This is a genomic window from Pleurocapsa minor HA4230-MV1 (assembly GCA_019359095.1).
Taxonomy (GTDB): domain Bacteria; phylum Cyanobacteriota; class Cyanobacteriia; order Cyanobacteriales; family Xenococcaceae; genus Waterburya; species Waterburya minor.
In genome coordinates this window covers 262,396-287,562 of sequence record JAHHHZ010000011.1, presented here as the reverse complement: position 1 = coordinate 287,562, position 25,167 = coordinate 262,396, and the positions used below count along the sequence as shown (strand labels likewise).

Sequence of the window (25,167 nt, the reverse complement as noted above, 5' to 3'; positions counted from 1 at the left end):
CTCGTTTTAATTAAATTGCGGAAATTAATAAATTTTCACTTCAGGAATTGGTACGACAAATTGCCCGCCCCAGTCTCTAATTGATGACATTTGCTTGATAATTTCATCCTTAAAATTCCAAGGTAAAATCAAGACGTAATCGGGTTTAGTTTCTAAAATTTTGTCGGGATGATAGATGGGAATATGGGTTCCAGGCAAAAACTTGCCTTGTTTATAAGGGTTGCGATCGACTGTATAATCAATGAAATCAGCACGGATACCACAGTAGTTGAGTAAGGTGTTACCTTTACCTGGCGCTCCATAACCAACGACTGTTTTTCCTTCTCGTCTAACCTTAATTAAAAAATCTAATAATTTGCGTTTAGTTTCTTTTACCTGTTCGCCAAAGTTAGCATAGCAACTCATTTCAGTAAAACCAGCTTCTCGTTCACGTTTGAGTAACTCCATGGCGCGATCGCTAACTGTTTTGGATTTATCTTCTTGATGGCAGGCATAAATTCGCAATGAACCACCATGAGTTGATAGTTCTTCTACATCAAATAAAGTCAAACTATGAGCTGCAAAAATCTTTTGAGTGGTAATAAAACTAAAATAAGAAAAATGCTCGTGGTAGATCGTGTCAAACTGATTTTCTGCCATTAAGCACATCAGGTGAGGAAATTCTACGGTAATGACTCCTTCTGGTTTGAGGAGAATTTTCATACCAGCAACGAAGTCATTTACATCTGGAACTTGAGCTAAGACGTTATTACCTAATAACAAATCGGCTTGTTTTCCTTGCTCGACCAGTCTTAGAGCGCTTTTGACTCCAAAAAACTCGATTAAAGTAGGCACTCCTTTTTCGATCGCCACCTGGGCAACATTGGCTGCTGGTTCAATTCCCAAACAGGGAATCTGTTTTTCAACAAAATACTGCAATAGATAACCATCGTTACTAGCTAACTCAACAACATGACTTTGTTCGTTTAAGTGAAACCGTTCTATCATTAAATCTGTATAAGTTTTGGCGTGCTGTAACCAGGAGTCAGCATAAGAAGAAAAGTAAGCATATTCGGTAAAAATATGTTTTGGGGTTACATAGGCTTCCAGTTGCACCAGGAAACATCGATCGCATACATATACGTGAAGCGGATAAAACGGTTCCATCTGGTTGCGCTGTTCGGAACTTACGTAACTTTCACACAACGGCGACATGCCCAGATCGACAAACGTATGCTTGAGAGAAGTTCCGCAAAATCGACAATTCGAGCTGTGTTTTTGTGTGTTATCGCTTGTTGGGAATTCTTTGCTGTCTTTAATCGTTAGATCCATAAATTACCGATTTAGTAAATAAAATGTTCTTGCCAATCAAGGTTTAGCGATCGCCATAAGATGATGGCTTTCTAGTCCAAAAGAAATCGCGATCGATTTGCTGAGTGCGAATCAAATATTCTAATTGTTTTAAACGCGTAAACCCTTGGAAAAAGAAGGTTTCTTCAGACATATCAATTTGAGTAAACAGATCGAATAGTTGTTTTGCCCCGCGTTTAGCATCCCATTCGCACTTAAACCCAGGTAAAGTTTGGTTGATTTTCTCAAAGGAAACGCGATAACTGCGATTATCCGAGCCGTTATCGCCGAAACTAAGTTTACATCCTCTGAATACCTCAGCTACGATTTCCGCAATCTCTTTAACTTGATAGTTGTAAGCTGTGTCCCCCACATTAAAAATCTGATTGTGAACTAGATCGCGTGGCGATTCGAGTACGCAAACAATTGCTTTGCAAATATCTAATGCGTGAACTAATGGACGCCAAGGAGTACCGTCGCTAGTCATCTTGATTTCCTTAGTCGTCCAGGCATATCCCGCCAGATTGTTTAAAACAATGTCAAAACGCATTCTCGGAGAAGTGCCAAAAGCAGTTGCATTCCGCATAAAAGTTGGCGAAAAACTCTCATCCGCCATCAACTTAATATCCTTTTCTACCAAGGTTTTACAAATGGCATAAATGGTTTGGGGATTTACTGGAGAATCTTCAGTAATATCTCCTTCAGTGGCGACACCATAAACACTACAGGATGACATATAAACAAACCGACGCACGCCTGCTGCTTTTGCCAGATTTGCTAAGTAAACTGAGCCTTTGTGATTGATCTCGTAGGTAATATTAGGGGCTAGCTGTCCGACAGGATCGTTGGAAAGTTCAGCCATATGCACGACTGCATCAATTCCTTTGAGGTCTTCCGCCGTGAGTTGGCGGAGATCCTTATTCAGCGTTTTGGCAGTCAGTTCGGTGCCGTTGTACAACCAGCCTATTTTATAGAAGCCAGTATCTACCCCCAGGACTTCATATCCTTGCTCGATCAGAATTGGAGCTAGGAGCGATCCGAGATATCCTTCAGTTCCAGTAACTAACACTTTCATGATAATCTCTGCTCACAAAGAGGGCAAAAAAAATTTTTTATCTTGCTCCGTCTACTTCGCTGATTGGGCATAATATTTAAATTTTTAAATGCTCAAGTAAAAATGTTTGGTTTCCAATAAAAAACACCCTAAAAATTTATTTTTAAAGTATTTTATTTGAATATAAATTTTAAACTTTTTATTTATTTCAATCTTGATTTGTTTTAAAAATAAAGTTTGAAAAAAGAACAAAAGCTTACTTAACTAAAGCTATACTTATTGACCACAACAAATAGAAAAGTACAGTCTTAGTATTTTCTTCCTCATATTCATCGTAAATCAATTATATTGCTGCAAATGCTTCTATACGTAAATTTAATTTTATTACCTTAAAGCTATTATTTAGATGATTACATTATTGTATTTATAAAGTCAAGAAAAAATAACTTATAGTATGATAATAGTATATTTGTAAAGTTAAAAGAAAATACTATTGTATAAAAGTTGTTATTAAATCTGTAATTTACGTTACAAACTAAACAACTTTTAATATTATGAAGCAAAAATTACACCGCTTAGATTCTGAATCAGAATAAGATCGCCTTCTATAGCAGTCCTATTTGATTCATGAAACTACATTAATTTTTTAGGTAGTCCTAAAGGACGACGCGTAGCTAGTCCTAAAGGATAAGCTTCGCAAATAGGTAGTAGGTAGTAGAAATTTTTCATTTCATGTAGAATTAATATATACTACTTTTACTGTTTCCATTCGGGTTTAACAATCGAGATATAAGGTTGACTTAGATATTTATTAGCTACTTCCTGCACTTGTTCGGGAGTAATAGGCTCAATTGCGGCTTGAAAAGTACGATCAAACTCGACTCCTAGTCCAAGAGATTCATACCAACCATAGGTTTGAGCAATCTCGCTATTGGTTTGTTTTCCTAAAGCATATTGTCCTAATAGTTTATTTTTAGCCCCTTGAATTTCCTCAACGCTTAAAATTTCTTTAGTGAGTCTGGCGACTTCGGTACTCAAACCTTCAATGGCAATTTCCGTATTGCTTGGCGCTGTTCCCATGTAAGTAATAAACGGCGCTGTATCTAAACGAGTTGGGAAAAATGCCGAAACATCATAGGCTAGACCCCTTTTTTCTCGTAGTTCCACAAACAAACGGCTGGAAAGTCCACTGCCTAGATAAGTATTAATTAATTTTAAAACAGGGTAATCATCAAGATTTACTTTCGTGCCTAAATAACCCAGCATCACGATTGATTGTTGGGTGTCTTGAATAATTTCTTGTTGCGAGGGATTAAGCATCGGTGACTGTAGCTGAGAAATTGGTAAAGGTCGATCTGGGTTTTTCCAGTCGCCAAAGGCTCCAGCAATTAAATCTTGCCCTTGCGTTTGAGTAATCCTTCCTGATAGGCTGATGACTAAATTATCGGGGCGGAAATAAGTTTGATGATATTGCTGTAGCTGGTTGCAGGTTAAACTACTAACGCTCGCTTCTGTACCTAATACCGAGATCCCATAGGGATGTTGGGGATACATCTGCTGACGGAGTTGATTAAAAGCGACATTAAACGGCTGTTCTTTTTGAGAGCGAATACTCTGTAGGGTTAGCTTGCGCTCTAATTCTACTTCTGATTCGGGAAAAATTGGCGATCGCATAATCTCTCCCAAAAGCTGTAACATTGACGGGAAATCTGCCGATACAGTTTTTAAACTCAGAGAAAAATAGTCTGTTGAAGCATCTGTCCCCAAACTAGCTCCAATCGACTCGACTTTTTCGGCAATTTCTAAAGCTGATAAATTCTCCGTGCCTTTAGTGATTACTGCTGAGACTAAATTAGCTAATCCCGCTTGCTCTGGGGTTTCAATAATTGAGCCTGCACCTTTGAAAAAAAATCGACCTGAAATGATATCTGCTGCTTGGTTCTCGACAACTATAAGGGTAATGCCATTGGCTAATACTGAGCGATATAAGTTAGGAATAGCTAAAGTGGAATTGGAAGACATGTGTATATTATTAATGTGAATGTGGGATTGTATGGTCAGCCGATGAAACCCCCTCTATATTATCTAAGCAGCTTTTCTCTCGATGGATTAACCAGTTAAGAAAGAAATTAGCAACACTTCATTAATAAGTCACTGGTTTTATTGACTCCTCACCGCCCTAAAGGGATCGGTTAAGAGTAGGTTAAAGGTTAAAGGGAAAAGGGAAAAATTAATCCTTAGTAACACCACAACGTTACAACGTCAGTAATCAGTAATCAGTAATCAGTAATCATTTAGTATGTCTTCTTGGCGCAATATTGTTGGTTATTTTAGCAAGTATAAAGCGATCGCGATTTTTAGCATTGCTGCTTCTAGTCTGTTTGAAATTATCGATCTGATAGTTCCCTATACTATTGGACAAATTTTAAATGTACTGTCTTCACAGCCTTTAGATAAACCTTTGGCGCGTTTCATTACTGTGGTGCAAAACCTAGGGAATTTTCCGCCTGGCAAGTGGTTGTCCCTGGGTGTCTTGTTAGGCATAATTTTTGTGGTTACAGTAGTGCGATCGCCGATTCAGCCGTGGATTGGTGTGTGGCATCATTGGGCAATTGCCCTCAAAGCTAGGCGAGATAATTTTAATAAGGTGGTAGGCAAGATTCTCACCCTACCTCTAAGCTATTACGATGAGAATAATCCTGGGCGGATTGCAGGTAGAATTGCACGGGGAATCGAAAATCATACCTGGACGTATCCTGAAGTTGCGGGGCAGTTAATTCCCAAATTAGCGCGGATTCTGGGTATCTTTGTGATGATTTTATTTATTGACGCGAGAATTGCGATCGCTTTTTTTGCTTCTTTTGTCGTAATTTTGACCTACACCTTAAAAGATTTACGGGTTCTGATTGCCAAAGAAGAATTATTAGACAAACATCAGGAGAATACTGAAAGCCGTACCTCGGAAATTATTACCAATATTAAAACTGTTAAGTCTTTCGCTACGGAGGCTCAAGAGTATCAACGACAGCAACAACGTTTGGAGCGCGAGTTTAAATATGTCACCTATCGTATTCATCGGGGTTATGTTAATCTAATTACTTGGTCACGCACCGTAATTCAAACTTGTGTCTTTTTAATTTTGCTATTTACGCTGATCCCCACCGTGAGAGGCAATATTACCCTGGGACACTTTGTTACTACCCTGACGGTTTCCAGTATGGCTTATGCGGAACTTGAACCTATTAGCCAGTTAGCCGAAATATTTGCCCGTCGTTATGCCTCCATGCGCAGATTACACGACTTTATGCAGCTTGATGTTGGGGCAGATGCCGCCAGTTTAGTAATAGAAGATGCAGCAGATAATCCTTATCAGTTTGATGGCAAATTAGAATTTAGTCATCTTAGCTTTGGTTACAATCGCGATCGCCCAATTTTGCACGATATTAACCTATTAATAGAACCCTATCAAACTGTTGCTCTAGTGGGTCGTTCTGGCTCAGGAAAGTCTACTCTGGTTAAATTGCTATTTCGCTATTTTGAACCCCATCAGGGAGCGATTAAAATTGATGGCGAGAATATTGGCAACCTTGATATTGCTCGTTATCGTCGCCGTCTAGCAATTGTCCATCAGGACGTGGATATTTTTAACGGTACAGTTTGGGATAATCTCACCTATGGTAATCCCCAGGTAGATCGCGAACAGGTAAAACAAGCTTGTCTAATTGCCCGAGTTGATGAATTTATCCACGATCTACCTCAAGGTTACCTAACAATAGTTGGCGAACGTGGAGTCAGACTTTCGGGGGGACAAAAGCAGCGACTGGGTATTGCTAGAGCCTTAATCGTCGATCCTGATATTTTGATTTTTGATGAGGCGACATCTAGCTTAGATTACGAGTCGGAGCGTTCAATTCAGCTAGCAATGAAGTCAATTCTAGGTACTCGCACCACCATAATTATTGCTCATCGTCTTAGTACAATTCGCGAAGCAGATAAAATCGTGGTGTTGGATGCAGGTAAAATTATCGAAGTTGGCAGCCACGCCGAATTATTAAGTCAGGGTGGCATTTATCACCGTCTTCATTCTTTACAAGAGACAGGAGAAGTTTTTAACTAGTCACTAGCTTTGTTGTTCCCCAGAATCATCTTTACTATTTACCTTGGGTACAATATCAGGACGTTCCATATTTTCCCAACCCGCAGGACGTTTCGAGTTATACCAAGCAATTGAACCGATGGTAACCGCAGCGATAAATCCAACTGCATAAACTGCTACAAAATAGGTGGGAAATTCACCCGCTACTGCAAATAATAAATTCATATCTGGAAAAATAATTTTTAGCTATAATGCTCTGCAATCTTATCAAAGATCGCTGCATTCTTAAATACTAGCGCTCAAGTCTTCGATCGATTGCTGGATTATGACTTTGATGAAGCACAAATATTAGTCATTACATCCAAACTAAAAATTTTCTGTAGCAAAAGAATTCCAGCTAGCGATCGTCAAAGGAATAGCGACTAAAACCAACTTTAATAGCCAAGGAGCGCAAAGTAAGGCAACTAAAGAAAATGTTAACGCTGTAAACCGCATTGCTGCTTGAAAAACATCGTCATTAATTATGTAACTGACATATAGCGCGATCGCTGCTACGAACAGAGTGACCAATGAAAGAGTGAGCATGTTGTTATTCTTCTTGTGATTAGATTATGGCGTAGTTTCCACTTTTAATAAAAGTAGATTTGCCTAACCAAAAATATGCTTAAACAAAAATTAACCATAACTAATAAGATATTATAACTTTATTTTTTTTTGTCAATTCATAAGTAAACTTAAACATTCAAATTAGTTGAGTAATTATGATTGATGATTATTTTGCCGACTAAGGACAACCAAGGCTGATATTTAGTTCAGTTAAAACAATTAAATCATGACGCGATCGCAGATCATTTTTCCAGTATTGTCAAATAAGACAATTAAATAACCAATTAAAACATATGACTATATTTCTGACATTAGGTGTGGTGGTAGCCGCCTTAATTTGCTTTATTACTGAATGGCTACCAGTAGATATTACGGCTCTCTGTATCGCAGTAGTTCTAATTGTCTTGGGGTTGGTTACTCCTGATGAAGGTATTGCAGGATTTGGTAATTCTGCCACTATTACCGTGATGGCAATGTTTATTCTGAGCGCTGGCATTACGCGTACTGGAGTAGTTCAAGTTTTTCGCGATTTACTCCTAAAGTGGGGCGGGAAAAGTGTTACTCGTCAGATTCTAGTCATGGGGATACTGGTCGGGCCTATCTCAGCCTTTATTAACAATACGGCAGTAGTAGCGATCTTTCTGCCGATTGTCGAAGAATGGTGTAAAAAACGGGGTATATCTCCTTCTAAACTTTTAATGCCCTTATCTTTTGTCACAGTTTTAGGCGGGATGATTACTGTGATCGGAACATCAACTAACGTTTTAGCCAGTGGTATTGCTAAAGATTTGGGCTATGGAGAATTCGGTCTCTTTCAGTTTAGCGCCCTAGGTATTATCACCTTTCTCATCGGTTTAGCTTATCTGGCTTTGATTGCCCCACGTCTATTACCCAATCGCAAAAATCTGACAAGTGATTTGGTTAGTGAAGGTTATGGCTTAGAAGACTATGTAACTGAAGTGATTGTTTCTCCTACTTCTAAATTGATTGGTCAAACCTTTCGCTCGGCGCAATTACAGCGGGATTCTCAGGTAGATGTATTAGAAATCATTCGAGATCGAGAGCGTTTGCCTCAACCTGTAACCAGTCGAACTATTCGCGCCGAGGATATTCTGTTGGTGCGAGGTAAGACCGATGATGTGCTGAAAATTAGAGCAGAGCAAGGATTAGATATCTTACCCGATGTTAAATTCAATCAAAAAACCTTAGCCACAGAGTTAAATTCAAGTGATGAAGGAGTTGCCGAGGTTTTGATCTTGTCTAACTCTCGTTTGATCGGTTCAACTCTCAAAGATTTACGTTTTCGTCAGCGTTACAACCTGACAGTCTTAGCTCTGCGTCGTGGAGAAGAATTACTTAGAGAGAGATTAGGTAGAGTCCCACTAAAATTTGGCGATTTATTATTAGTCCAAGGAGACAAACAAAGTTTACTCGGTTTACAAACTACCAGAGAACTATTAGTTATCGAACAAAAAGAGCCAGAAGCAATTCGTCGTGATAAAGCCTGGCTGGCGATCGCGATCATTTTGGGAGTAGTTTTAATCGCTGCGTTTGACTTATTACCAATCTTGGTCAGTGCTTTAATGGGAGTTGTATTGATGATTGTAACAGGAGTTATCAAGCCTGGGGAAGTTTATGGTGCTGTACGTTGGGACGTAATTTTTCTCTTGGCTGGATTAATTCCTTTGGGTACAGCAATGGAAAACTCTGGGGCAACAAAATGGCTAGCGGATAATTTGATGGTATTAGGTGGTAATTTTAGCGGTTATTGGATTTTATTATTTTTCTATATAATTACTTCTTTGTTGACAGAAATACTTTCTAATAATGCCACTGTAGTGCTATTACTGCCGATCGCTGCCGAAGTAGCCAAAGCTCTCAGTCTTAGTCCGATATCATTGATGTTTGCCGTAACGTTTGCCGCTTCTAATAGCTTTATGACTCCTATTGGTTACCAGACCAATACTATGGTTTATGGCCCTGGTGGTTATAAATTTTGGGACTTTTTCCGCGTTGGCGCACCTTTGAATTTGCTCATGACAATTTTCACACCTTTACTAATTATGTGGCTCTATGGGCTGTAATAGTCAAAGTTAAATAAGCCTCGGGATGTATGCACTTTTATTGATAAGGCAATAGACTGTCTAAAGCGGCTAGTCACTCGTTTGTCTCAACTCTTGCCCCTCATTAATACATGGAATCCATCTCGGAAACGATACGAGAACCGATCTTTACCTTTGCTCTACTGTTAGCAATTATCTTAGTAGTACCACCAATTTTTGAAAAAATTAAGCTGCCTGGGCTAGTGGGCTTATTGGCGGCGGGAGTATTATTTGGCTCTAGTGGCTTGGGTTTACTCGACAGTAAATCAGAAACTATGATTTTGTTGGCAGACATCGGTAAAATTTATCTGATGTTTGTGGCAGGATTAGAAATTGACTTGGAACAGTTTCGACGTACCAAAAATCGCTCCCTAACCTTTGGTTTCGCTACCTTTGCCGTTCCTTTGATTGGAGGTATTTTAGTCGGACGAGTATTTGGTTTTAGTTGGAATACCGCTGTTTTAATCGGTTCTTTGTTGGCTTCTCATACCCTGCTGGCGTATCCCATTGTCAGGCGTTTAGGGGTAGTGAATAATGAAGCTGTTACGGTCACTATCGGCGCAACAATTTTTACCGATATCGGTGCGTTATTGGTTTTGGCGATCTGTTTGGGCGTAAATCAAGGAGATTTCAGCGCAGTAGATCTAGGCATCTTATTAGGCTCTTTGGCACTCTATACGTTAGTGGTGTTATTTGGCTTAGATCGTTTAGGAAGAGAGTTCTTCCGCCGTTCTAAAAATGACCAGAGTAATCAGTTTCTGTTTATCTTATTATCTTTATTTGTAGCTTCAGTAGGAGCAGAAGCGATCGGCATTGAGAAAATTGTCGGCGCATTTTTAACTGGTTTGGCAGTTAACGATGTGATTGGAGATGGTCCTGTAAAAGAAAAGGTGGAGTTTGTCGGTACGGTCTTATTTATTCCCATTTTCTTTGTTGATATGGGCTTGCTGCTCGATCTTAAGGCATTTAAAGATATTTTAGGAGCGATTGAGATTCCTCTGGCAATTTTGGCTGCTTTATTGCTGTGTAAATTTTTGGCAGCCTGTATCGCTAAATTAGTCTTTCGCTATAGTTGGACTGAGACTATAACCATGTGGTCGCTATCTTTGCCCCAAGTGGCTGCTACTTTGGCTGCTGCTTTAATTGCTTTTCAGGCAGAAATCATCAATGAACAGGTTTTTAACAGCGTTATTCTCTTAATGCTGGTGACTTCAATCGCTGGCCCTTTAATTACTGCTCGTTTTGCGCCTCAGTTAACTACTGGCGATCTGCCAGAGGCTGAACCAGAACCTGATTTGGCTCTCAAAATAAAAGACAAATATCGAGTTGTCGTCCCAATTTATAATCCGCAAACACAGCGTTATTTAATCGAGCTGGCATCTTTACTAGCCAAGAAAAATCAGGGCAAAATTGTCCCTCTAGCGATCGCCAAAGCAGAATCTCATCTAGATTCTCCACAACTTGAGCTTGATTTCCAGCGTTGCACTAAGCTACTAACTCAAGCAGAGTCAATCGCCGCCGAGCTTAATATTTCCGTTCAGCCTGAGTTAAGGGTGGAATATGATATTGCCCAGGGAATTACCCACGCTAGTCGCGAAGTCAACGCTGATTTAATTATTTTAGGATTTAGCCGTTTAACTGGTTTTCGTTCTCGCTTTTTTGGTTCGGTGACCGACAGTATCCTCTGGTCGGCTCACTGTTCCGTAGTTGTCGCTCGTTTTCAAACTTCACCCCTAGCCATTAGACGTATCCTTGTACCAGTAGAAAGTATTAATCCTGTTGGTTTACGTCCAGTACATTTTGTTAAAAACTTAATTATTAGCAAAGAAACCGAAATAACTCTACTTCATGTTTGTCCTGCTCGTACTGCTAAAGAGCGTAAAGCTAATCTTCACCAGCGTTTAGAGACAGTGGCAGACAAGTTTTTGGCACAAGCAACGGTCGATGTCAAAGTTACTGCGCAAAACAATTTTGTGAGAGAAATCTTGACTGCTAGTCGTACTCATGAACTAGTAATTTTGCGATCGCAGCGTCAGCGTGTTGGTGTAGATAGTTTGGCTTTGGGTGCGACAACTAAACCTTTGCTAGAGAATTTAAACTGCTCAATTATTTTATTAGGAGAACTCTAGAAGATCTAGTAACATTGCGATCGCTTTGTTTACTTTGATTTGAATTGACTCAGCTTGCTATAATGATCGAATGCTTTACCTAACTTTACATTTAACGAGTCTCAACTCAATATATGAAATGCACTATTAATCGCCGCGCTCAGTTTTCCGCGAGTCATCGCTACTGGTTGCCAGAATTAGACGAAGCTGAAAATAAGCGTCTTTTTGGCGCTTGTAGTCGTTTTCCTGGACATGGACATAATTATGTCATGTACGCATCTTTAGAAGGAGATTTGGACAAATATGGCATGGTAGAAAACTTATCTGTAGTAAAACAGGTAATCAAACGAGAAGTTACTAGCCAACTGAATTATTCTTATCTCAATGATGCTTGGCCAGAGTTTCAAACCACTTTGCCCACAACGGAAAATATCTCGCGGATTATTTGGCAAAGACTTGCCCCTCATCTACCTTTAGTCAACGTTAGATTATTTGAGCATCCCCAGCTTTGGACAGATTATCAAGGAAACAACATGGAAGCTACTTTAACAGTCAAAACTCACTTTAGCGCAGCTCATCGTTTGGCAATTCCTAGCCTGAGCTTTGAAGAAAATCAAGAAATTTACGGTAAGTGCGCTCGTCCGAATGGTCACGGACATAATTATCATTTAGAAGTCACTGTAGCGGGAGAAATCGATGCTCGTACAGGAATGCTAGTAGATTTGGGTGCGTTGCAAAATGTAATTGATGAATATGTTGTCGAGCCTTTCGATCACACTTTCTTAAATAAAGATATTGCCTATTTTGCTGAGGTTGTACCCACGGCGGAAAATATTGCCGTGAGAATTGCTGATTTATTGCGATCGCCAATTAAAGAAATTGGGGCTGAGTTAGATAAAATTAAGTTGATTGAAAGTCCTAATAACTCTTGTGAGATTAACTGTCGCACTTCTCAAGCCATAGTTGAACCAGCGAGTCAAGAAACGGTAATGGCATCCTAATCTTAAAATCAGCTAATTAAATCTTCTGGTTGATTTAATTTCCAATTAGTCGAGATACCTTATTAATTAGGAATAGGGTATCTTTTTTTTAATTGAGCTAGAATTACGGCTCAATATTGAGTAATCATTACCTCAATATTAAGGTGAAATTAAGATTAATCGACTATATCAGGTCTGTTAATGGTAGATAATATCCTTAATCTGCCTAAAATTAGCAATATATCGAATTAATCTCTATAATCTGACCTAGACCGACTACTATACTGTGAGAAGATATTTCGAGACTGTCAGTCATTGCTTTGAATAATCAGATCAACTGTAAAAAGTGTTTGATACTATGAGCAAAAGTATAGTCGTCATAATAGGTAACAGCAGTAGCTGACTAATACTCATATAAACAACAGGAGAGCAGAAAATATGGAATCAAATACTCCAGAAGTCATTGAAACTCAAGAAACCACTACAGGTTTAAATGGTGAATCCGCAGGCGTCATCACCCCTAATCCTGCTTTAAAACCATCACCAACAGATAATGCAGTGCAAGAATATTTAAACGTTGGGTCGAGATTTTTGAGTCAAATTTTTGATTATCTCAAAGAGTTTGTCGACAGCAATCAAAAATCACTAATTAACCTACTGTTAATATTTTTAGGCATTATTGCAGTCAAAGTAACTTTAGCCATCATTTCAGCGATTAACGATATTCCTCTGCTTGCGCCTACTTTCGAGCTAGTAGGTTTAGGTTACACTGGCTGGTTTGTTTATCGCTATCTGCTCACTAACTCTTCTCGCCAAGAGTTGGGTCAAGAATTCCAAGCTCTAAAAAATCAGGTTATGGGTCAAGAATAACTAGCCCAAATGACTTGAATATTCAGGTCTGATCTAGAGGTGCTGTAGCTTAAAATTAATAAATTAACAGGGTGGGCAATGCTCACCTTATTTTGTATCTGACTTCTTTATATATTTAATTGACCGAAAAAAAAGGGACATTCTAGTTTTGAACATCCCTAAACATTTTAATTTGAGTTGACTGCTTAAATTATTTAACAGTAACTTTAGCTCCAGCTTCTTCCAGCTTAGCTTTAGTTTCTTCTGCGTCTTCTTTAGCCACGCCTTCTTTCAAAGCTTTGGGTGTAGATTCAACCATTTCTTTAGCTTCTTTTAGACCTAAGCCAGTAATGGTACGTACCACTTTAAGAATGGCGATTTTCTTGTCTTTGGGTACATCTTCAAGAATAACGTCAAATTCAGTTTTCTCTTCAGCAGGTTCCCCAGCAGCAGCGCCAGGAGCAGCCATAACCACACCAGCAGAAGCAGCAGCACTTACGCCAAATGTTTCTTCAATTTGAGAAACAAGTTCAGAAGCTTCTAAAAGACTTAGAGACTTCAACTTTTCGAGAATTTCATCAGTTGCAGCAGACATATTTTACTCCGTGTATAGATAGATAATTAGTTGTGTAGATAGTTCCTAGCTATTTATTGTTCTCTTGCTCAGAAACAGCCTTGATCCCTCTGGCAAGTCCACTGGGAACTTCTTTAATACCCACAGCAAGCTTGGTTGCCAGAGCATTAATTGAGCCAGCAATTCTTGCATATAGCTCATCTTTGGTAGGCAAGTCACCTAACGCCTCAACCTGTTCTTTGGTTAAAGCTCGACCTTCCATTACGCCACCGCGCACCTCGGTTTTTTTGGTTTCTTTTTGGAATCCTTTATAGGCTTTGACAGCTGCACCAATCTCTTCTCCTGTGAGTAGAAAAGCGGTGGCAGTGCTTAAGAATTCTTCCATCGGCTGCCAATTTTCATCGCCACTAATGGCAATATTCATGAGGGTGTTTTTCGTAATTTTGCAGCTAGCACCAATAGGACGCAAGCGATTACGTAAATCAGTAATTTCTGCTACTGACAAACCCTCATAGTTAATGACGAAAGCCAACTGAGCATCACCAAGGCTTTCCTTAAGCTCAGCTACTATTTCTTGTTTATTGGCGAGGGTTCTCCCCATTGTGTATCACCTCCTATTGAATTTGGATCTTTTGGGTCTAACACGACAAAACCTCCAGCTTCTTGCCAGAGGTTGCCTATGTTTACGACCATTACCAACCGAAGAGGGTAAAGATCAAAAACAGATAGACATTGACCTCGGCAGGAAATTAAGTGAATTAACACACCCACTGTCTTCGGTGTTAGTCGTCTATGGATTCGATATTTGTTTGTAGTGTTCTTTGAGGAATTTTCGTTTAGGCTAGGTTAGTCAAACTTAAATCTTGTAAAGCACTGATATCAATCTGAATTGATGGACCCATCGAAGCGGAGACATAAAGAGTACGCCAGTAACGACCTTTCGCGCCAGAAGGGCGATTTCGTTCAATGGTTTCCTGCAAAGCTTTGAGATTTGCTAACAAATCTTCCGCTGAAAAAGATGCCTTACCAAACATAACATGAACGATGCCTGCTTTGTCAGCTCTAAATTCTAATTTACCAGCTTTAAAGGCTTCTACTGCTGATTGTAGATCGGTTGTAACCGTTCCTCCTTTTGGGGAAGGCATTAAACCTTTGGGGCCCAAAACGCGCCCTAGCTTTGCTACTTTGGGCATCATATCAGGAGTTGCAATTAGGATATCAAAATCCATCATGCCTTTTTGGATATCTTCAATTAGTTCTTCTGAACCATAAATTTCTGCTCCAGCCTCTTCTGCTTCTTTAACTTGTTCGCCACGAGCAATTACAGCAACTCTCACACTTTGCCCTGTCCCTTTGGGTAGGCTAACTGTAGTTCTTAACTGTTGGTCGGTGTATTTGGGGTCGATACCAAGCTTAATATGAGCTTCGGCAGTTTCATCAAATTTTGCTGTAGCTGTCTCTTTGAGAAGGTTTAGAGCTTCTAGAGGTTGATAAACTTGGTCTTGGTCTACTTTCTTAACTAGCTCGCGCATACGGCGAGACATTTTTGTTGCCATGATATTTTCCTTGGGTAACTAGCGAAGCAAATTGCTTCTCCCCATTAAAGTACTGAGTAATTGAGTAATGTTGGCTAATTTAATTCTGAGCCAGATTTTGCATCAGAACCACTGCTTATTCAGCGATCGCTACACCCATGTTTTTAGCGGTGCCAGCCACAATTTTCATGGCTGCCTCTAGGTCATTGGCATTGAGATCGGGCATTTTGGTTTGAGCAATCTCTTTAAGCTGATCTCTGGTGATGGTCGCAACTTTTTGTTTGTTGGGTTCATTTGCTCCTTTTTCGATGCCTGCTGCCTTCTTAATCAAGACAGATGCAGGAGGAGTTTTGAGAATAAAGGTAAAACTTCTATCTTCAAAGACAGAAATTTCGACAGGAATTACTAATCCTACTTTATCTGCTGTTTTGGCATTGTATTCTTTACAGAATGCCATGATGTTCACACCATGTTGACCCAATGCTGGGCCGACAGGAGGCGCTGGGTTAGCTTTCCCCGCAGGTAGAGCTAATTTGATTAAGGCTACAACTTTTCTAGGCATTTTTTAGTTTTGTTTTTCGACTTGATTGAACTCCAATTCTACAGGAGTATCCCGCCCAAAAATAGATAATAAAGCCTTAAGCTTACTTCTTTCTGGACTAACTTCAATTACTTCCCCTTCAAACTCTTTAAATGGGCCGGAGAGTACAGCAATTTTATCACCAATTTCCATGTCGATTTTAATGACTGGCTCTTGCTCTTCAGCTTGCTTAAAGATTCTTTCCACCTCAGTTCGGGATAGAGGCAATGGCTTTACGTGTCCCCGACCTCGACCGTAGCGACGCTTCTGCTCTGAGCCAACAAAGTTGATCACGTTGGGGGTGTTTTTGACCACCTGCCAAGCATCATCATCCATCAGCATCTTAACTAGAACATAGCCAGGAAAGACTTTTTCGTCACTGGTATAGCGAGAGCCATCTTTACGAATTTTGACGCTAGGGGTTTGAGGTATTCGCACCTGAATAATGCGATCGCTAAGATCGAGAGTCTGAATCCGCATATCAATATCGGTTTTGACGCGCTTTTCACAACCAGAAGCCACCTGTACCGCGTACCAACGAGCATTCCCTTTGGCTTTGACGTTTACCTGTACTTGTTCTGGTTGATTATTATCTTCAAACTGCCGAGCATCATTTTCAAAATCTTCAAACTGCTCTTCTTCTGGTATGTCTGCGGTATTAGTCATAGTTCATAGTTTAAAACACTTTTCCTGCTCCCCAGGCAAAGAATTTATCAATCAAATAAATAACTGTAGACACTAAAATAACCATCAAAATTACGGCTGCCGATTCACTAATTAACTGCTGGCGGGAGGGCCAGACAACCTTGCCTAATTCTTCCTTGGTCTCAATCGCAAACTCAGCAGCACTATTAGTCTTTACTGCTTCTTTGGTTACGGATTGTTCTTTATTTACTATATCTTTTTTAGCCAAAACTATTGCCTCGCGCGAGTATCCGCTTTGTATAATCTAAATGTTGCCTTCGTCGAAAAATGCCAACTACTATATGATTAGCTTAACTCTTTACTAATTATTAAGTAAATACCAACAGCTTATAAGATCGACCAAGATTTATCTGCTGGTTGCAGGTGGCAAAAGCAAATCAGATAGAGCAGTAAACCGTCAACGGACTAGACTGCCACGGTATAAGCTGCGCCTATGAGTAAGATTTGATAACGCGCCTTGAAGGACTTGAACCCTCGACATCCGGTTTTGGAGACCGACGTTCTACCAACTGAACTAAAGACGCACGCTGGCTTCGATTAAACTAATAAGTCAAAGCCTTATGTATTATACCGCATCATGGCATTTTTAGGGCATTTTTCCCGAAGTGATTTCTGGAAAAAGTTTTAAGTTATTTAATTGGCCGATCAAAACGTTGTTTGATTCTGGTAGCTTTACCAACGCGATCGCGAAGATAGTATAGTTTTGCACGACGCACCTTACCACGACGTTCGACTTTAATTTTATCAATCATGGGCGAGTGTAATAAAAATATTCTTTCTACTCCCACACCCTGAAAAACTTTACGTACAGTAATGGTTTCATTAATGCCACCGTTTTGTCTGGCGATTACAGTACCTTTGTAGGGCTGGATTCGCTCTTTATTTCCTTCGGTGATTCTGACTCCTACTTCTACCGTATCCCCTACATAAATGTTAGGGAGGTCGGATTTAAGATGTTCCGATTCTATCGAACGTATAATTGCTTCAGCATTCATGGCTAATATAAAAACTCACGATTTATCATAATAGCTTTTTTCCTGGCAATATTAAAGAAAAACTTTGGACACTTGCTATTTAATTGCTTATTGATAGTTATTTGAGCTGGCTTAAAATATAACCGAAACAAGCTATATTTCTGGAGTAGTTAGTCAATCGAGCAGCATAACTTTGACGGATTCCCCTGCTGGAATTAATTTTTGACCAACAGGTACGATCGCCAGTCCATTAGTTTGTGCCAGATTAATTAAATTCCCCGAACTATGACTACCCCCAGCTAAAGCAAATTCATAGTTGCCATCAGCTAAGTGTAATTGTCCCCAAAGATAAGTTTCCCTGCTACCTCCCGCTGATAAATTATGGCGAGTGGTGGCGTTGAGCAGATGGGGTTGGTAGTTGGTTTGTCCTGAAAGCTTTTTCAGGGCGGGTTGCACAAAGCGCCAGCAGCTAACCAGTGCTGATACAGGATTACCTGGAATGCCGAAATACAAACAGTTATTGTGATTAAAAGTAGCTACGGTTAAGGGTTTTCCTGGCTTTACGGCTACGCTACGAATGTGCAGCGTACCGCCTAATTCGGTCAGAATCCGATCCACATAGTCATAGTCACCGACAGATACCCCACCTGTAGATAAAACTAGATCGGCTGAGGTAATAGCTTCGGCGATCGCTTCAGTTAATTTTTGCGGATCATCAGGGACAATGCCTAACTTAATTGGGATTCCCCCGTTGTTTGCCACAAAACTAGCTAAAGCATATTGATTAGAATCGACAATTTGTCCTGGCTGCAAAGCTTGTTCTGGCGTGACTAACTCATCTCCTGTCGAGAGGATCGCCACCCTAGGGCGACGATAAACTGATAGCCGAGTACATTGGGCGGTAGCTAACACGGCAATTTCCGCTGCCCCGATTTTGATCCCTGGCTCTAGTAAAGGTGTTCCCGCTTGATAAAAAGCCCCTTGATGGCGCACAAATTCTTGTGATGCTGGTGCTTGGACAATGGAAATGCGATCGCGAAGCGTACCCGAAGGGTAATCGCCTTCTCTGTGGACATTTTCCTGGATTACAATCGTATCTGTCCCTGGCGGTAACATTGCTCCAGTAAAGATTCGGGCAGCTTGTCCTGAATTAATCTCAATTTGCGGGCGATCGCCTGCGGCAATTTCGCTCACCACCTCTAAAGTCACAGGATGTTCTGCGCTACAGTTTTTTACGTCTTGATAACGCACTGCATAACCATCCATTGCCGAATTATCCCAGTGAGGAATATCAAGTTTGCCAGTCACAGGCTGAGAGAGAATTCTACCGTTGACAGCTTCTAGCTCGACTATTTCTAAATCTTGATTAGAATTTAGACTTCTAACTAAATTGAGAATGATTGATTCAGCTTCTTTAACTGACAACATAAATTTAACAATGAGCAGTGAGCAGTAATCATTTTAAAGCCTTTGGCGATCGAGATATAGCAATACTAGACAATGTTAGGACTACCTATTACCTACTACCTACTACCTATATGCGAAGCGGTATCCTTTAGGACTACCTATAAAGCCGATCCTATCGCTAATGTTCGTACGGCTATACTGATACTTCTATCGCTCAAAAGTTAGAATAATATTGCCAATAGCCTCAAGCTGGGAGCTGAAGACTCGCAATATACTTAGTCTATATTCCTATGAGAATCAAACGTACATATTATGTATGACGATTACAAACCTGAATCTAATTTAAGAAGATATCCTAAAGTGCCGATGGATAGAAGAGTTGGCGCATTTGCGATCGACTTTCTGGTTGTCTGGTTTATTAGTGCTTTTTTTGCTTCTAACTTATTTGTTCAATGGATCGTATTTCTGTCTGTTTGGATCATTTGTCGGGTAGTAGTTGCCGAGAAAAATCACGGTCAAAGCTTGGGACGCTGGGCATTAGATACTCAAGTGATCGATTCTCGCTTCTCTCGTTTACCCGATCTGATGGCTTTAGGCAAGAGAGAACTGATTCTGGGTGGTGGTGCAGCTTTGGCGATCGCTGGTTTACAAATTAATTTTAGTAATGGTTTATCGATGCTATTACTCCTTGCTCCCTTGCTCATTGATTGCTCTTTGGCTTTGTTAGATGAAGAGAACAATTTGGCATTTCATGACCGCGTGGCTGAGACTTTAATGATCCAGACGGACAGAGGTTTTTCACTCGATTTAAGACTAAAAAAAATATTTGGTCAAATCCAGCGGAATATGCGAAGATAGTAAGCTGCGTGTCAATATAAGTATACGCACAAGTAATCCTGAGCAAAAGTTATGGCAAGCAAGAAAGGCGTTCGTATCGTTATCACATTGGAATGTACCGAGTGTCGCACTAACACCAATAAGCGTTCCCCTGGGGTATCTCGTTATACCACCATGAAAAACCGTCGCAATACCACTGGCAGAATGGAACTGAAGAAATTCTGTACACATTGCAATACCCACACTGTCCACAAAGAAATCAAGTAATAAAAGTAATCTCCAATCATGGCATATTATCGTAAGCGTCTTTCCCCCATTAAACCTAGCGATCCTATCGACTACAAAGATATTGAATTGCTACGTAAATTTATTACCGAGAGAGGCAAAATTTTACCTCGTCGCATCACTGGTTTAACTGCTCAACAGCAGCGAGATTTAACTGTAGCGGTTAAAAGAGCAAGAGCGATCGCTTTATTGCCTTTTGTGAATGCAGAAGGTTAAATAAAACACTATTTTTATAGTTCGGTGGAGATAATCAGCCAGCGAAAAGTAGACTGTAAGATAATGTTGTAAGCAATCGAGTGCAAAGCTGGTGGAACAAGGAAAGCTGATTGAATTCAGAGTGCAAGGAGAACGTCGTCTTGCAGTTGCCGACAGACCAGAAGGAAAAAAAGACTGGATCGTAATTGATGCAGGGGGACAGTCCCATAAGGTACGCCCCCAAAGAGTTGATTACACCGTTGAAGGTACTTATGAGTCTTTGGAAATTAATGGCTTTCTAGCAGAAGTTGAGTCTTATTTAGACCCCAGCAGCTTAGAAATCGCCTGGGAAATGTTAATTGAAGATAATGATACCGTCACTCCACAACAAATGGCGGAATTATTATTTTCAGAGCAAAGTCCTGTGGCTTGTTATGCGGCTCATTGTCTTCTGAGTCAGGACAAAATTTATTTCAAGCAAAAATCTGAGCATTACGAGCCTCGTCCTGCTGCCCAAGTAGAAGAAATTAAGCATCAGCTAGAAGTTCAAGCAGAGAAAGAATCAGAAAAAACTCAGTTTATTGTTCATCTCAAACAGGCGTTAGCAGGGGAGAAGATTCAATGGAGTGAAAGCGATCGCTTAAGATTAGAAGCGATCGAAAAAGTAGCTCTTGGGGGCAATAACGCTGGTAAACTAGCTCAAGAAATATTACAGTCAGCAGGCCGAAATTTTGATGCTCAAGGAGCTTGGCAACTACTAGTAGATATAGGATGGTGGAGCAGGCACGAAAATCTATTTTTGCGTCGCAGCTCTTATCCAACAACATTTTCTAAAAAGGTGCTTGATGTGGTGCAACCCCGTCTTCAATTCGATCCTGCTGAAGCTAATGATAACCGTTTAGATCTGACTCACCTCAAAGTTTGTACAATTGACGACGAAAGTACTACCGAGATTGACGATGGTTTGAGCGTTGAATATCTAAAAGACGGTACGGCTAAAATCTGGATTCATATCGCCGATCCCACTCGCCTAGTCGCTCCAGGAGACGAATTAGATTTAGAGGCTCGTCGTCGTAGTACTAGCTTGTACTTGCCCACAGGAATGGTTCCGATGTTTCCCCCAGAATTAGCGACAGGGCCGATGAGCCTAGTTGAAGGAAAAACCTGTTCTGCTCTTAGCTTTGGGGTTATTTTGGATCAGTCTGGAGCTATTCAAGAGTACGAAATCCACCCTAGTTTGATTAAGCCTACTTACCGTCTTACCTATGATGATGTAGATGAGATGTTGCAGTTGGGAGTGCAGAACGAACCCGAAATTGCCGATCTAGCTAAAAGTTCTTATCTGAGAAGAAGCTGGCGCAAAGACCAAGGAGCGATTCAAATTAAGATGCCTGAGTCGGTAATTAAGGTTCAGGATGAAGAAGTAACTATTGAACTGATTGATAGCTCTCCTTCCCGTCAGTTGGTGGCGGAAATGATGATTTTAGCTGGTCAGATTGGCGGCAGATACGGCACAGAAAATAATTTACCCCTACCTTATAGAGGTCAACCGCAACCAGAATTACCACCCGAAGAAGAATTACTCCAGTTGCCTGCTGGGCCTACTCGTTTTTGCGCTATCCGTAGCTGTATGCCTCGTAGCGAAATGAGCATGTCTCCAATTCGCCATGCCAGTTTAGGCTTAGAAAGTTATGTTCAAGTAACATCTCCCATTCGCCGTTACACAGATTTACTTTCCCATTTCCAAATTAAGGCTCATCTCAAAGGGTCAGAATTACCCTTTTCCCGCGAAGAACTTCAAGAGATCGTCTACAGCGTTAGTAGCTCATCTTATGAAGCAACTTTAGTCGAACGTCAAACAAACCGCTACTGGGGATTAGAATACCTCAGACGTAATTCTAAATGCGTGTGGGATGTAGTTGTTCTACGTTGGCTGAGAGAAGACGAAGATTTAGGCTTGATTTTAATTGAAGATCTGGGTATGGAATTGCCCCACCGCTTCGATCGCCCTGTAACTTTAGGGGAAAGGATGGAAATGCAAGTAACCCACGCCGATCCTCAACGGGATGAAGTGCGCTTAAGAGAGATAACTGAAGCAGAAATTCAGGCAACAACTTTTTAGTCTAGGAGAGTAGTAATCTGTCAAATATTAATTGATGGGTTGAGGTTATGTAGTAGGTAGTAGGTCAAAAACTCATTACTTATTACTCTCAACTTGCTCACCCATCATTAATTAATTGACAAAGTATTAGGTCAATTCTGCTAACCAAGGGTGAAACTTCCCATACCCTATTTTGCTATGTAGCGATCGCACTCATTAGACAGATAAGAAATAAACTCTGCTATAGATCCTTGGGCAAAAATGATCCCTGATGAGTTCTATACTGAGACTATAAAATAAACATATTTTAGTCAAAAAGTCAAAATTTAGTCCCAAAGTAACTAAATTCTGGCTTAAATGATTGGGGTTTGAGGAGCGATAAAATTTCGGTGTTTTTAGTAAAAATCGGAGGTGAAGATATGAATCTAACCGTGCAAACAGTTTTGCTTGTTGATGACTGTGTGGAAGACCGAATAACTTACCGTCGCTATTTATCCCGCGATCGACATCACTCTTATAGCATTTTAGAAGCCGAGACTGGAGAAGAGGCTCTTTTATTATGTAGGCAAAAGTTTCCTGATGTAATTTTGCTAGATTACTTGCTACCAGATATGGATGGACTAGAGTTTTTAGGCGAATTGAAAATTCAGTTTGGGCAAGCTAATTTTCCAGTTGTAATGTTAACAGGTCAGGGCAATGAACAGATAGCAGTACAGGCGCTCAAAAATGGTGCTGCTGAATATTTAATTAAACAAGATCTCATCCCAGAGAGTCTGCGTCTGGTGATTGAAAATGTGCGGGAAAAACAAGCTGCGCTAGATGCTCGCAAGCAGGCAGAGTCAGCTATGCAAGTTTATGCAGCAGAGTTAAAAATACGAGTAGAGGAACGCACGGCGGAGTTAGTTCAAGCAAATTTACAATTACAACAGGAAATTAAAGAACGTCAACAAGCAGAAGTAGCAGTGCAAGAGAGTGAGCGGAGACTGTCTACCTTGATTAATAACCTACCTGGTTATGTGTATAGAGTCGCTAACGATCGCAATTACACCCCAGAATTTATTAGTCAAGGTGTTTTTGCCATCACTGAATATAAGCAGGAAGAATATCTGGTTGAGCGCACTATTTCTTGTGGACAGGAGATCCACCCAGATGATGCTAATTGGCTTTGGGATAAAATTCAGCAAGCGATCGCAGCTCACAAGCCCTATGAATGTGAATATCGCATTATCACTAAATCGGGAACTCAAAAATGGCTTTGGGAACGCGGACAGGGGGTTTATGCAGAAGATAGGGAACAAGTATTTTTAGAAGGGTTTGTAACAGATATTAGCGATCGCAAAAGTGCAGAAATTGAACTGCGAGAAATGAGTGCTGTTTTAAGCAATGCCGTGGACGGAATTTCGCAGTTAAACTCTCAGGGTCGTTATCTGATGGTCAATCAAGCTTACGCTCAGGCAGTTGGTTATCAACCTGAAGAAATGATCGGTATGGAATGGCAGCGAACTGTCCATCCCGAAGACATCGAAATGGTGACGGCTGCCTATCAACAAATGCTGAATACAGGCAAAGTGGAAGTTGAGGCGAGGGGAATTCGTCAAGATGGCTCAATTTTTTACAAGCAACTTAACATGATTGCTGTATATAAAGAACAAGGGCAATTGACTGGACACTATTGCTTTATGAAAGATATCAGCGATCGCAAAAGTGCAGAACAGAAAATCCGCGAACAGGCAGCTTTACTCGATATCGCCTCTGATGCTATCTATGTCCGCGATCTAGAACATCGGGTCTTATTTTGGAACTCTGGAGCAGAACGTTTATATGGTTGGACAGTAGCAGAAACCCTTGGCAAGAAAACCAGCGAACTTATGTGCCGCCCAAACTCCTTTGAAATCCAAAAAGCTATCAAAACTGTCCTCGAAGTTGGTTTGTGGCAAGGAGAATTACAAAAATTAACCAAGTCTGGTCAAGAAGCGATCGTCAGTAGCAGAATGACCTTAGTGCGAGATGAAGCTGGACAATCAAAATCGATCCTCACCGTTGATACTGACATTACTGAGAAAAAACAAATTGAAGCACAGTTTTATCGGGCGCAACGCTTAGAGAGCCTTGGTACTCTAGCCAGCGGTATTGCTCATGACATCAATAATATCTTGACACCAATTATCGGATTCGCTCAACTGCTTCCTCTCCAACTTCCAAATCTAGATGCACGAAATAGGCAGATGTTAGAAATCATCGCAGATAACGCTAAACGCGGTGGAGAATTAGTCAAGCAAATTCTCTTATTTGCCCAGGGAGAGCCTGAAAAGCGAGTTGTGATACAGCTAAAAAACTTACTTAAAGAAATCGAGCATATTGCTAGGGAAACATTTCCCAATTCGATTGAAATCATCAGCAGTAAAGGGATTTCAGAGCTTTGGACAATTTCGGCAGATCCCACCCAAATATATCAGGTGTTAATCAACCTGTGTGTTAATGCTCGTGATGCCATGCCTGATGGAGGTATTTTAACTATTGCTGCTGAGAATCAATTTTTTGATCGAAACTACGTCAGAAAGAATTTGGAGGCAAAAATTGGTAACTATGTAGTTATCACTATATCAGATACGGGTTGTGGTATACCGCAAGAAATTAAAGAACGCATTTTTGAACCCTTTTTTACGACCAAAGGATCGGGCAAAGGTACTGGTTTAGGACTTTCTACAGTGATCGGCATCGTCAGAAACCACGATGGCTTTGTCAATCTTAAGAGTGAGATCGGCAAAGGTAGTCAATTTCAAGTGTGTTTACCAGCTATTGATATAAAAACAACCCAGTCAAATTTTGTTTCTCATTGACATACTCCCG

At 40.4% G+C, this 25,167-nt stretch carries 23 protein-coding genes, 1 tRNA gene and 1 other annotated feature; of the genes, 10 read left to right on the top strand and 14 right to left on the bottom strand.

Translation table 11 applies throughout. The features are described 5' to 3' along the window. Nucleotides 1–24: 24 nt before the first annotated feature. From KME09_03710 to KME09_03700, 3 genes are all read right to left on the bottom strand, one after another. Nucleotides 25–1,311, bottom strand: a complete 1,287-nt coding sequence (locus tag KME09_03710) for a class I SAM-dependent methyltransferase (GenBank protein ID MBW4533020.1) — start codon at nucleotides 1,309–1,311, stop codon at nucleotides 25–27. 43 nt (nucleotides 1,312–1,354) lie between these two features. Then, entirely contained in the window at nucleotides 1,355–2,404 is a 1,050-nt protein-coding gene (locus KME09_03705; GenBank protein ID MBW4533019.1) for an SDR family oxidoreductase, read from the bottom strand. A 735-nt stretch (nucleotides 2,405–3,139) separates the two neighbouring features. Further along, nucleotides 3,140–4,405, bottom strand: coding sequence for an insulinase family protein (locus tag KME09_03700; protein ID MBW4533018.1), 1,266 nt, complete (start codon nucleotides 4,403–4,405; stop codon nucleotides 3,140–3,142). 277 nt (nucleotides 4,406–4,682) lie between these two features. On the opposite strand from KME09_03700, the gene KME09_03695 reads away from it, so the two are divergent. Further along, nucleotides 4,683–6,500: an ABC transporter ATP-binding protein/permease gene (locus KME09_03695; GenBank protein ID MBW4533017.1), complete on the top strand. Its 1,818-nt coding sequence runs from the start codon at nucleotides 4,683–4,685 to the stop codon at nucleotides 6,498–6,500. 3 nt (nucleotides 6,501–6,503) lie between these two features. Here KME09_03695 and KME09_03690 read toward each other — a convergent pair whose 3' ends face one another. Then, entirely contained in the window at nucleotides 6,504–6,704 is a 201-nt protein-coding gene (locus tag KME09_03690; GenBank protein ID MBW4533016.1) for a hypothetical protein, read from the bottom strand. A 141-nt stretch (nucleotides 6,705–6,845) separates the two neighbouring features. Then, on the bottom strand, nucleotides 6,846–7,064 hold the full coding sequence (locus KME09_03685; GenBank protein ID MBW4533015.1) for a hypothetical protein: 219 nt from the start codon (nucleotides 7,062–7,064) through the stop codon (nucleotides 6,846–6,848). Nucleotides 7,065–7,378: 314 nt separating this feature from the next. Here KME09_03685 and KME09_03680 point away from each other — a divergent pair, with 314 nt between their 5' ends. The 4 genes from KME09_03680 (at nucleotide 7,379) to KME09_03665 (ending at nucleotide 13,145) form a co-directional block, all read left to right on the top strand. Then, nucleotides 7,379–9,169: an SLC13 family permease gene (locus KME09_03680; protein ID MBW4533014.1), complete on the top strand. Its 1,791-nt coding sequence runs from the start codon at nucleotides 7,379–7,381 to the stop codon at nucleotides 9,167–9,169. A gap of 110 nt (nucleotides 9,170–9,279) precedes the next feature. Next, nucleotides 9,280–11,316 (top strand): cation:proton antiporter, encoded by a 2,037-nt coding sequence (locus KME09_03675; GenBank protein ID MBW4533013.1) that lies wholly within the window; start codon nucleotides 9,280–9,282, stop codon nucleotides 11,314–11,316. A 113-nt stretch (nucleotides 11,317–11,429) separates the two neighbouring features. Beyond that, on the top strand, nucleotides 11,430–12,296 hold the full coding sequence (locus KME09_03670) for a 6-carboxytetrahydropterin synthase (protein MBW4533012.1): 867 nt from the start codon (nucleotides 11,430–11,432) through the stop codon (nucleotides 12,294–12,296). Nucleotides 12,297–12,713: 417 nt separating this feature from the next. After that, the gene (locus KME09_03665; protein ID MBW4533011.1) at nucleotides 12,714–13,145 is read left to right on the top strand and encodes a CAAD domain-containing protein; all 432 of its coding nucleotides are present in this window, start codon (nucleotides 12,714–12,716) and stop codon (nucleotides 13,143–13,145) included. A 190-nt stretch (nucleotides 13,146–13,335) separates the two neighbouring features. Here KME09_03665 and rplL read toward each other — a convergent pair whose 3' ends face one another. The 9 genes from rplL to KME09_03620 form a co-directional block, all read right to left on the bottom strand. Beyond that, nucleotides 13,336–13,719, bottom strand: coding sequence for a 50S ribosomal protein L7/L12 (rplL, locus tag KME09_03660; protein ID MBW4533010.1), 384 nt, complete (start codon nucleotides 13,717–13,719; stop codon nucleotides 13,336–13,338). A gap of 49 nt (nucleotides 13,720–13,768) precedes the next feature. Then, nucleotides 13,769–14,299 (bottom strand): 50S ribosomal protein L10, encoded by a 531-nt coding sequence (gene rplJ / locus KME09_03655; protein ID MBW4533009.1) that lies wholly within the window; start codon nucleotides 14,297–14,299, stop codon nucleotides 13,769–13,771. Between the two features lie 36 nt (nucleotides 14,300–14,335). Beyond that, nucleotides 14,336–14,496 (bottom strand) — a sequence feature (ribosomal protein L10 leader region). A 38-nt stretch (nucleotides 14,497–14,534) separates the two neighbouring features. Beyond that, nucleotides 14,535–15,254: a 50S ribosomal protein L1 gene (gene rplA, locus KME09_03650; GenBank protein MBW4533008.1), complete on the bottom strand. Its 720-nt coding sequence runs from the start codon at nucleotides 15,252–15,254 to the stop codon at nucleotides 14,535–14,537. 115 nt (nucleotides 15,255–15,369) lie between these two features. Next, nucleotides 15,370–15,795 carry a 50S ribosomal protein L11 gene (gene rplK / locus KME09_03645; protein MBW4533007.1) on the bottom strand — a complete coding sequence of 142 codons (426 nt, stop codon included), beginning with the start codon at nucleotides 15,793–15,795 and terminating at the stop codon, nucleotides 15,370–15,372. Between the two features lie 3 nt (nucleotides 15,796–15,798). After that, a complete protein-coding gene (gene nusG, locus KME09_03640) occupies nucleotides 15,799–16,479 on the bottom strand; it encodes a transcription termination/antitermination protein NusG (GenBank protein ID MBW4533006.1) in 681 nt (226 codons plus the stop codon). A gap of 10 nt (nucleotides 16,480–16,489) precedes the next feature. Then, complete coding sequence (gene secE / locus KME09_03635) at nucleotides 16,490–16,726, bottom strand: preprotein translocase subunit SecE (protein ID MBW4533005.1); 237 nt, start codon at nucleotides 16,724–16,726, stop codon at nucleotides 16,490–16,492. A 243-nt stretch (nucleotides 16,727–16,969) separates the two neighbouring features. Beyond that, nucleotides 16,970–17,042: transfer RNA gene (locus KME09_03630), tRNA-Trp, on the bottom strand. A gap of 105 nt (nucleotides 17,043–17,147) precedes the next feature. Beyond that, complete coding sequence (rplS, locus tag KME09_03625) at nucleotides 17,148–17,513, bottom strand: 50S ribosomal protein L19 (protein MBW4533004.1); 366 nt, start codon at nucleotides 17,511–17,513, stop codon at nucleotides 17,148–17,150. A gap of 153 nt (nucleotides 17,514–17,666) precedes the next feature. Then, entirely contained in the window at nucleotides 17,667–18,920 is a 1,254-nt protein-coding gene (locus KME09_03620; protein MBW4533003.1) for a molybdopterin molybdotransferase MoeA, read from the bottom strand. A 291-nt stretch (nucleotides 18,921–19,211) separates the two neighbouring features. Here KME09_03620 and KME09_03615 point away from each other — a divergent pair, with 291 nt between their 5' ends. From KME09_03615 to KME09_03595, 5 genes are all read left to right on the top strand, one after another. Then, a complete protein-coding gene (locus tag KME09_03615; protein MBW4533002.1) occupies nucleotides 19,212–19,757 on the top strand; it encodes an RDD family protein in 546 nt (181 codons plus the stop codon). 51 nt (nucleotides 19,758–19,808) lie between these two features. After that, complete coding sequence (rpmG, locus tag KME09_03610; protein MBW4533001.1) at nucleotides 19,809–20,003, top strand: 50S ribosomal protein L33; 195 nt, start codon at nucleotides 19,809–19,811, stop codon at nucleotides 20,001–20,003. Between the two features lie 18 nt (nucleotides 20,004–20,021). Further along, nucleotides 20,022–20,237: a 30S ribosomal protein S18 gene (gene rpsR, locus KME09_03605; protein ID MBW4533000.1), complete on the top strand. Its 216-nt coding sequence runs from the start codon at nucleotides 20,022–20,024 to the stop codon at nucleotides 20,235–20,237. Between the two features lie 91 nt (nucleotides 20,238–20,328). Further along, nucleotides 20,329–22,338 (top strand): ribonuclease R, encoded by a 2,010-nt coding sequence (locus KME09_03600; protein ID MBW4532999.1) that lies wholly within the window; start codon nucleotides 20,329–20,331, stop codon nucleotides 22,336–22,338. 398 nt (nucleotides 22,339–22,736) lie between these two features. Next, nucleotides 22,737–25,157 carry a PAS domain S-box protein gene (locus KME09_03595; protein ID MBW4532998.1) on the top strand — a complete coding sequence of 807 codons (2,421 nt, stop codon included), beginning with the start codon at nucleotides 22,737–22,739 and terminating at the stop codon, nucleotides 25,155–25,157. Nucleotides 25,158–25,167: the final 10 nt, after the last annotated feature.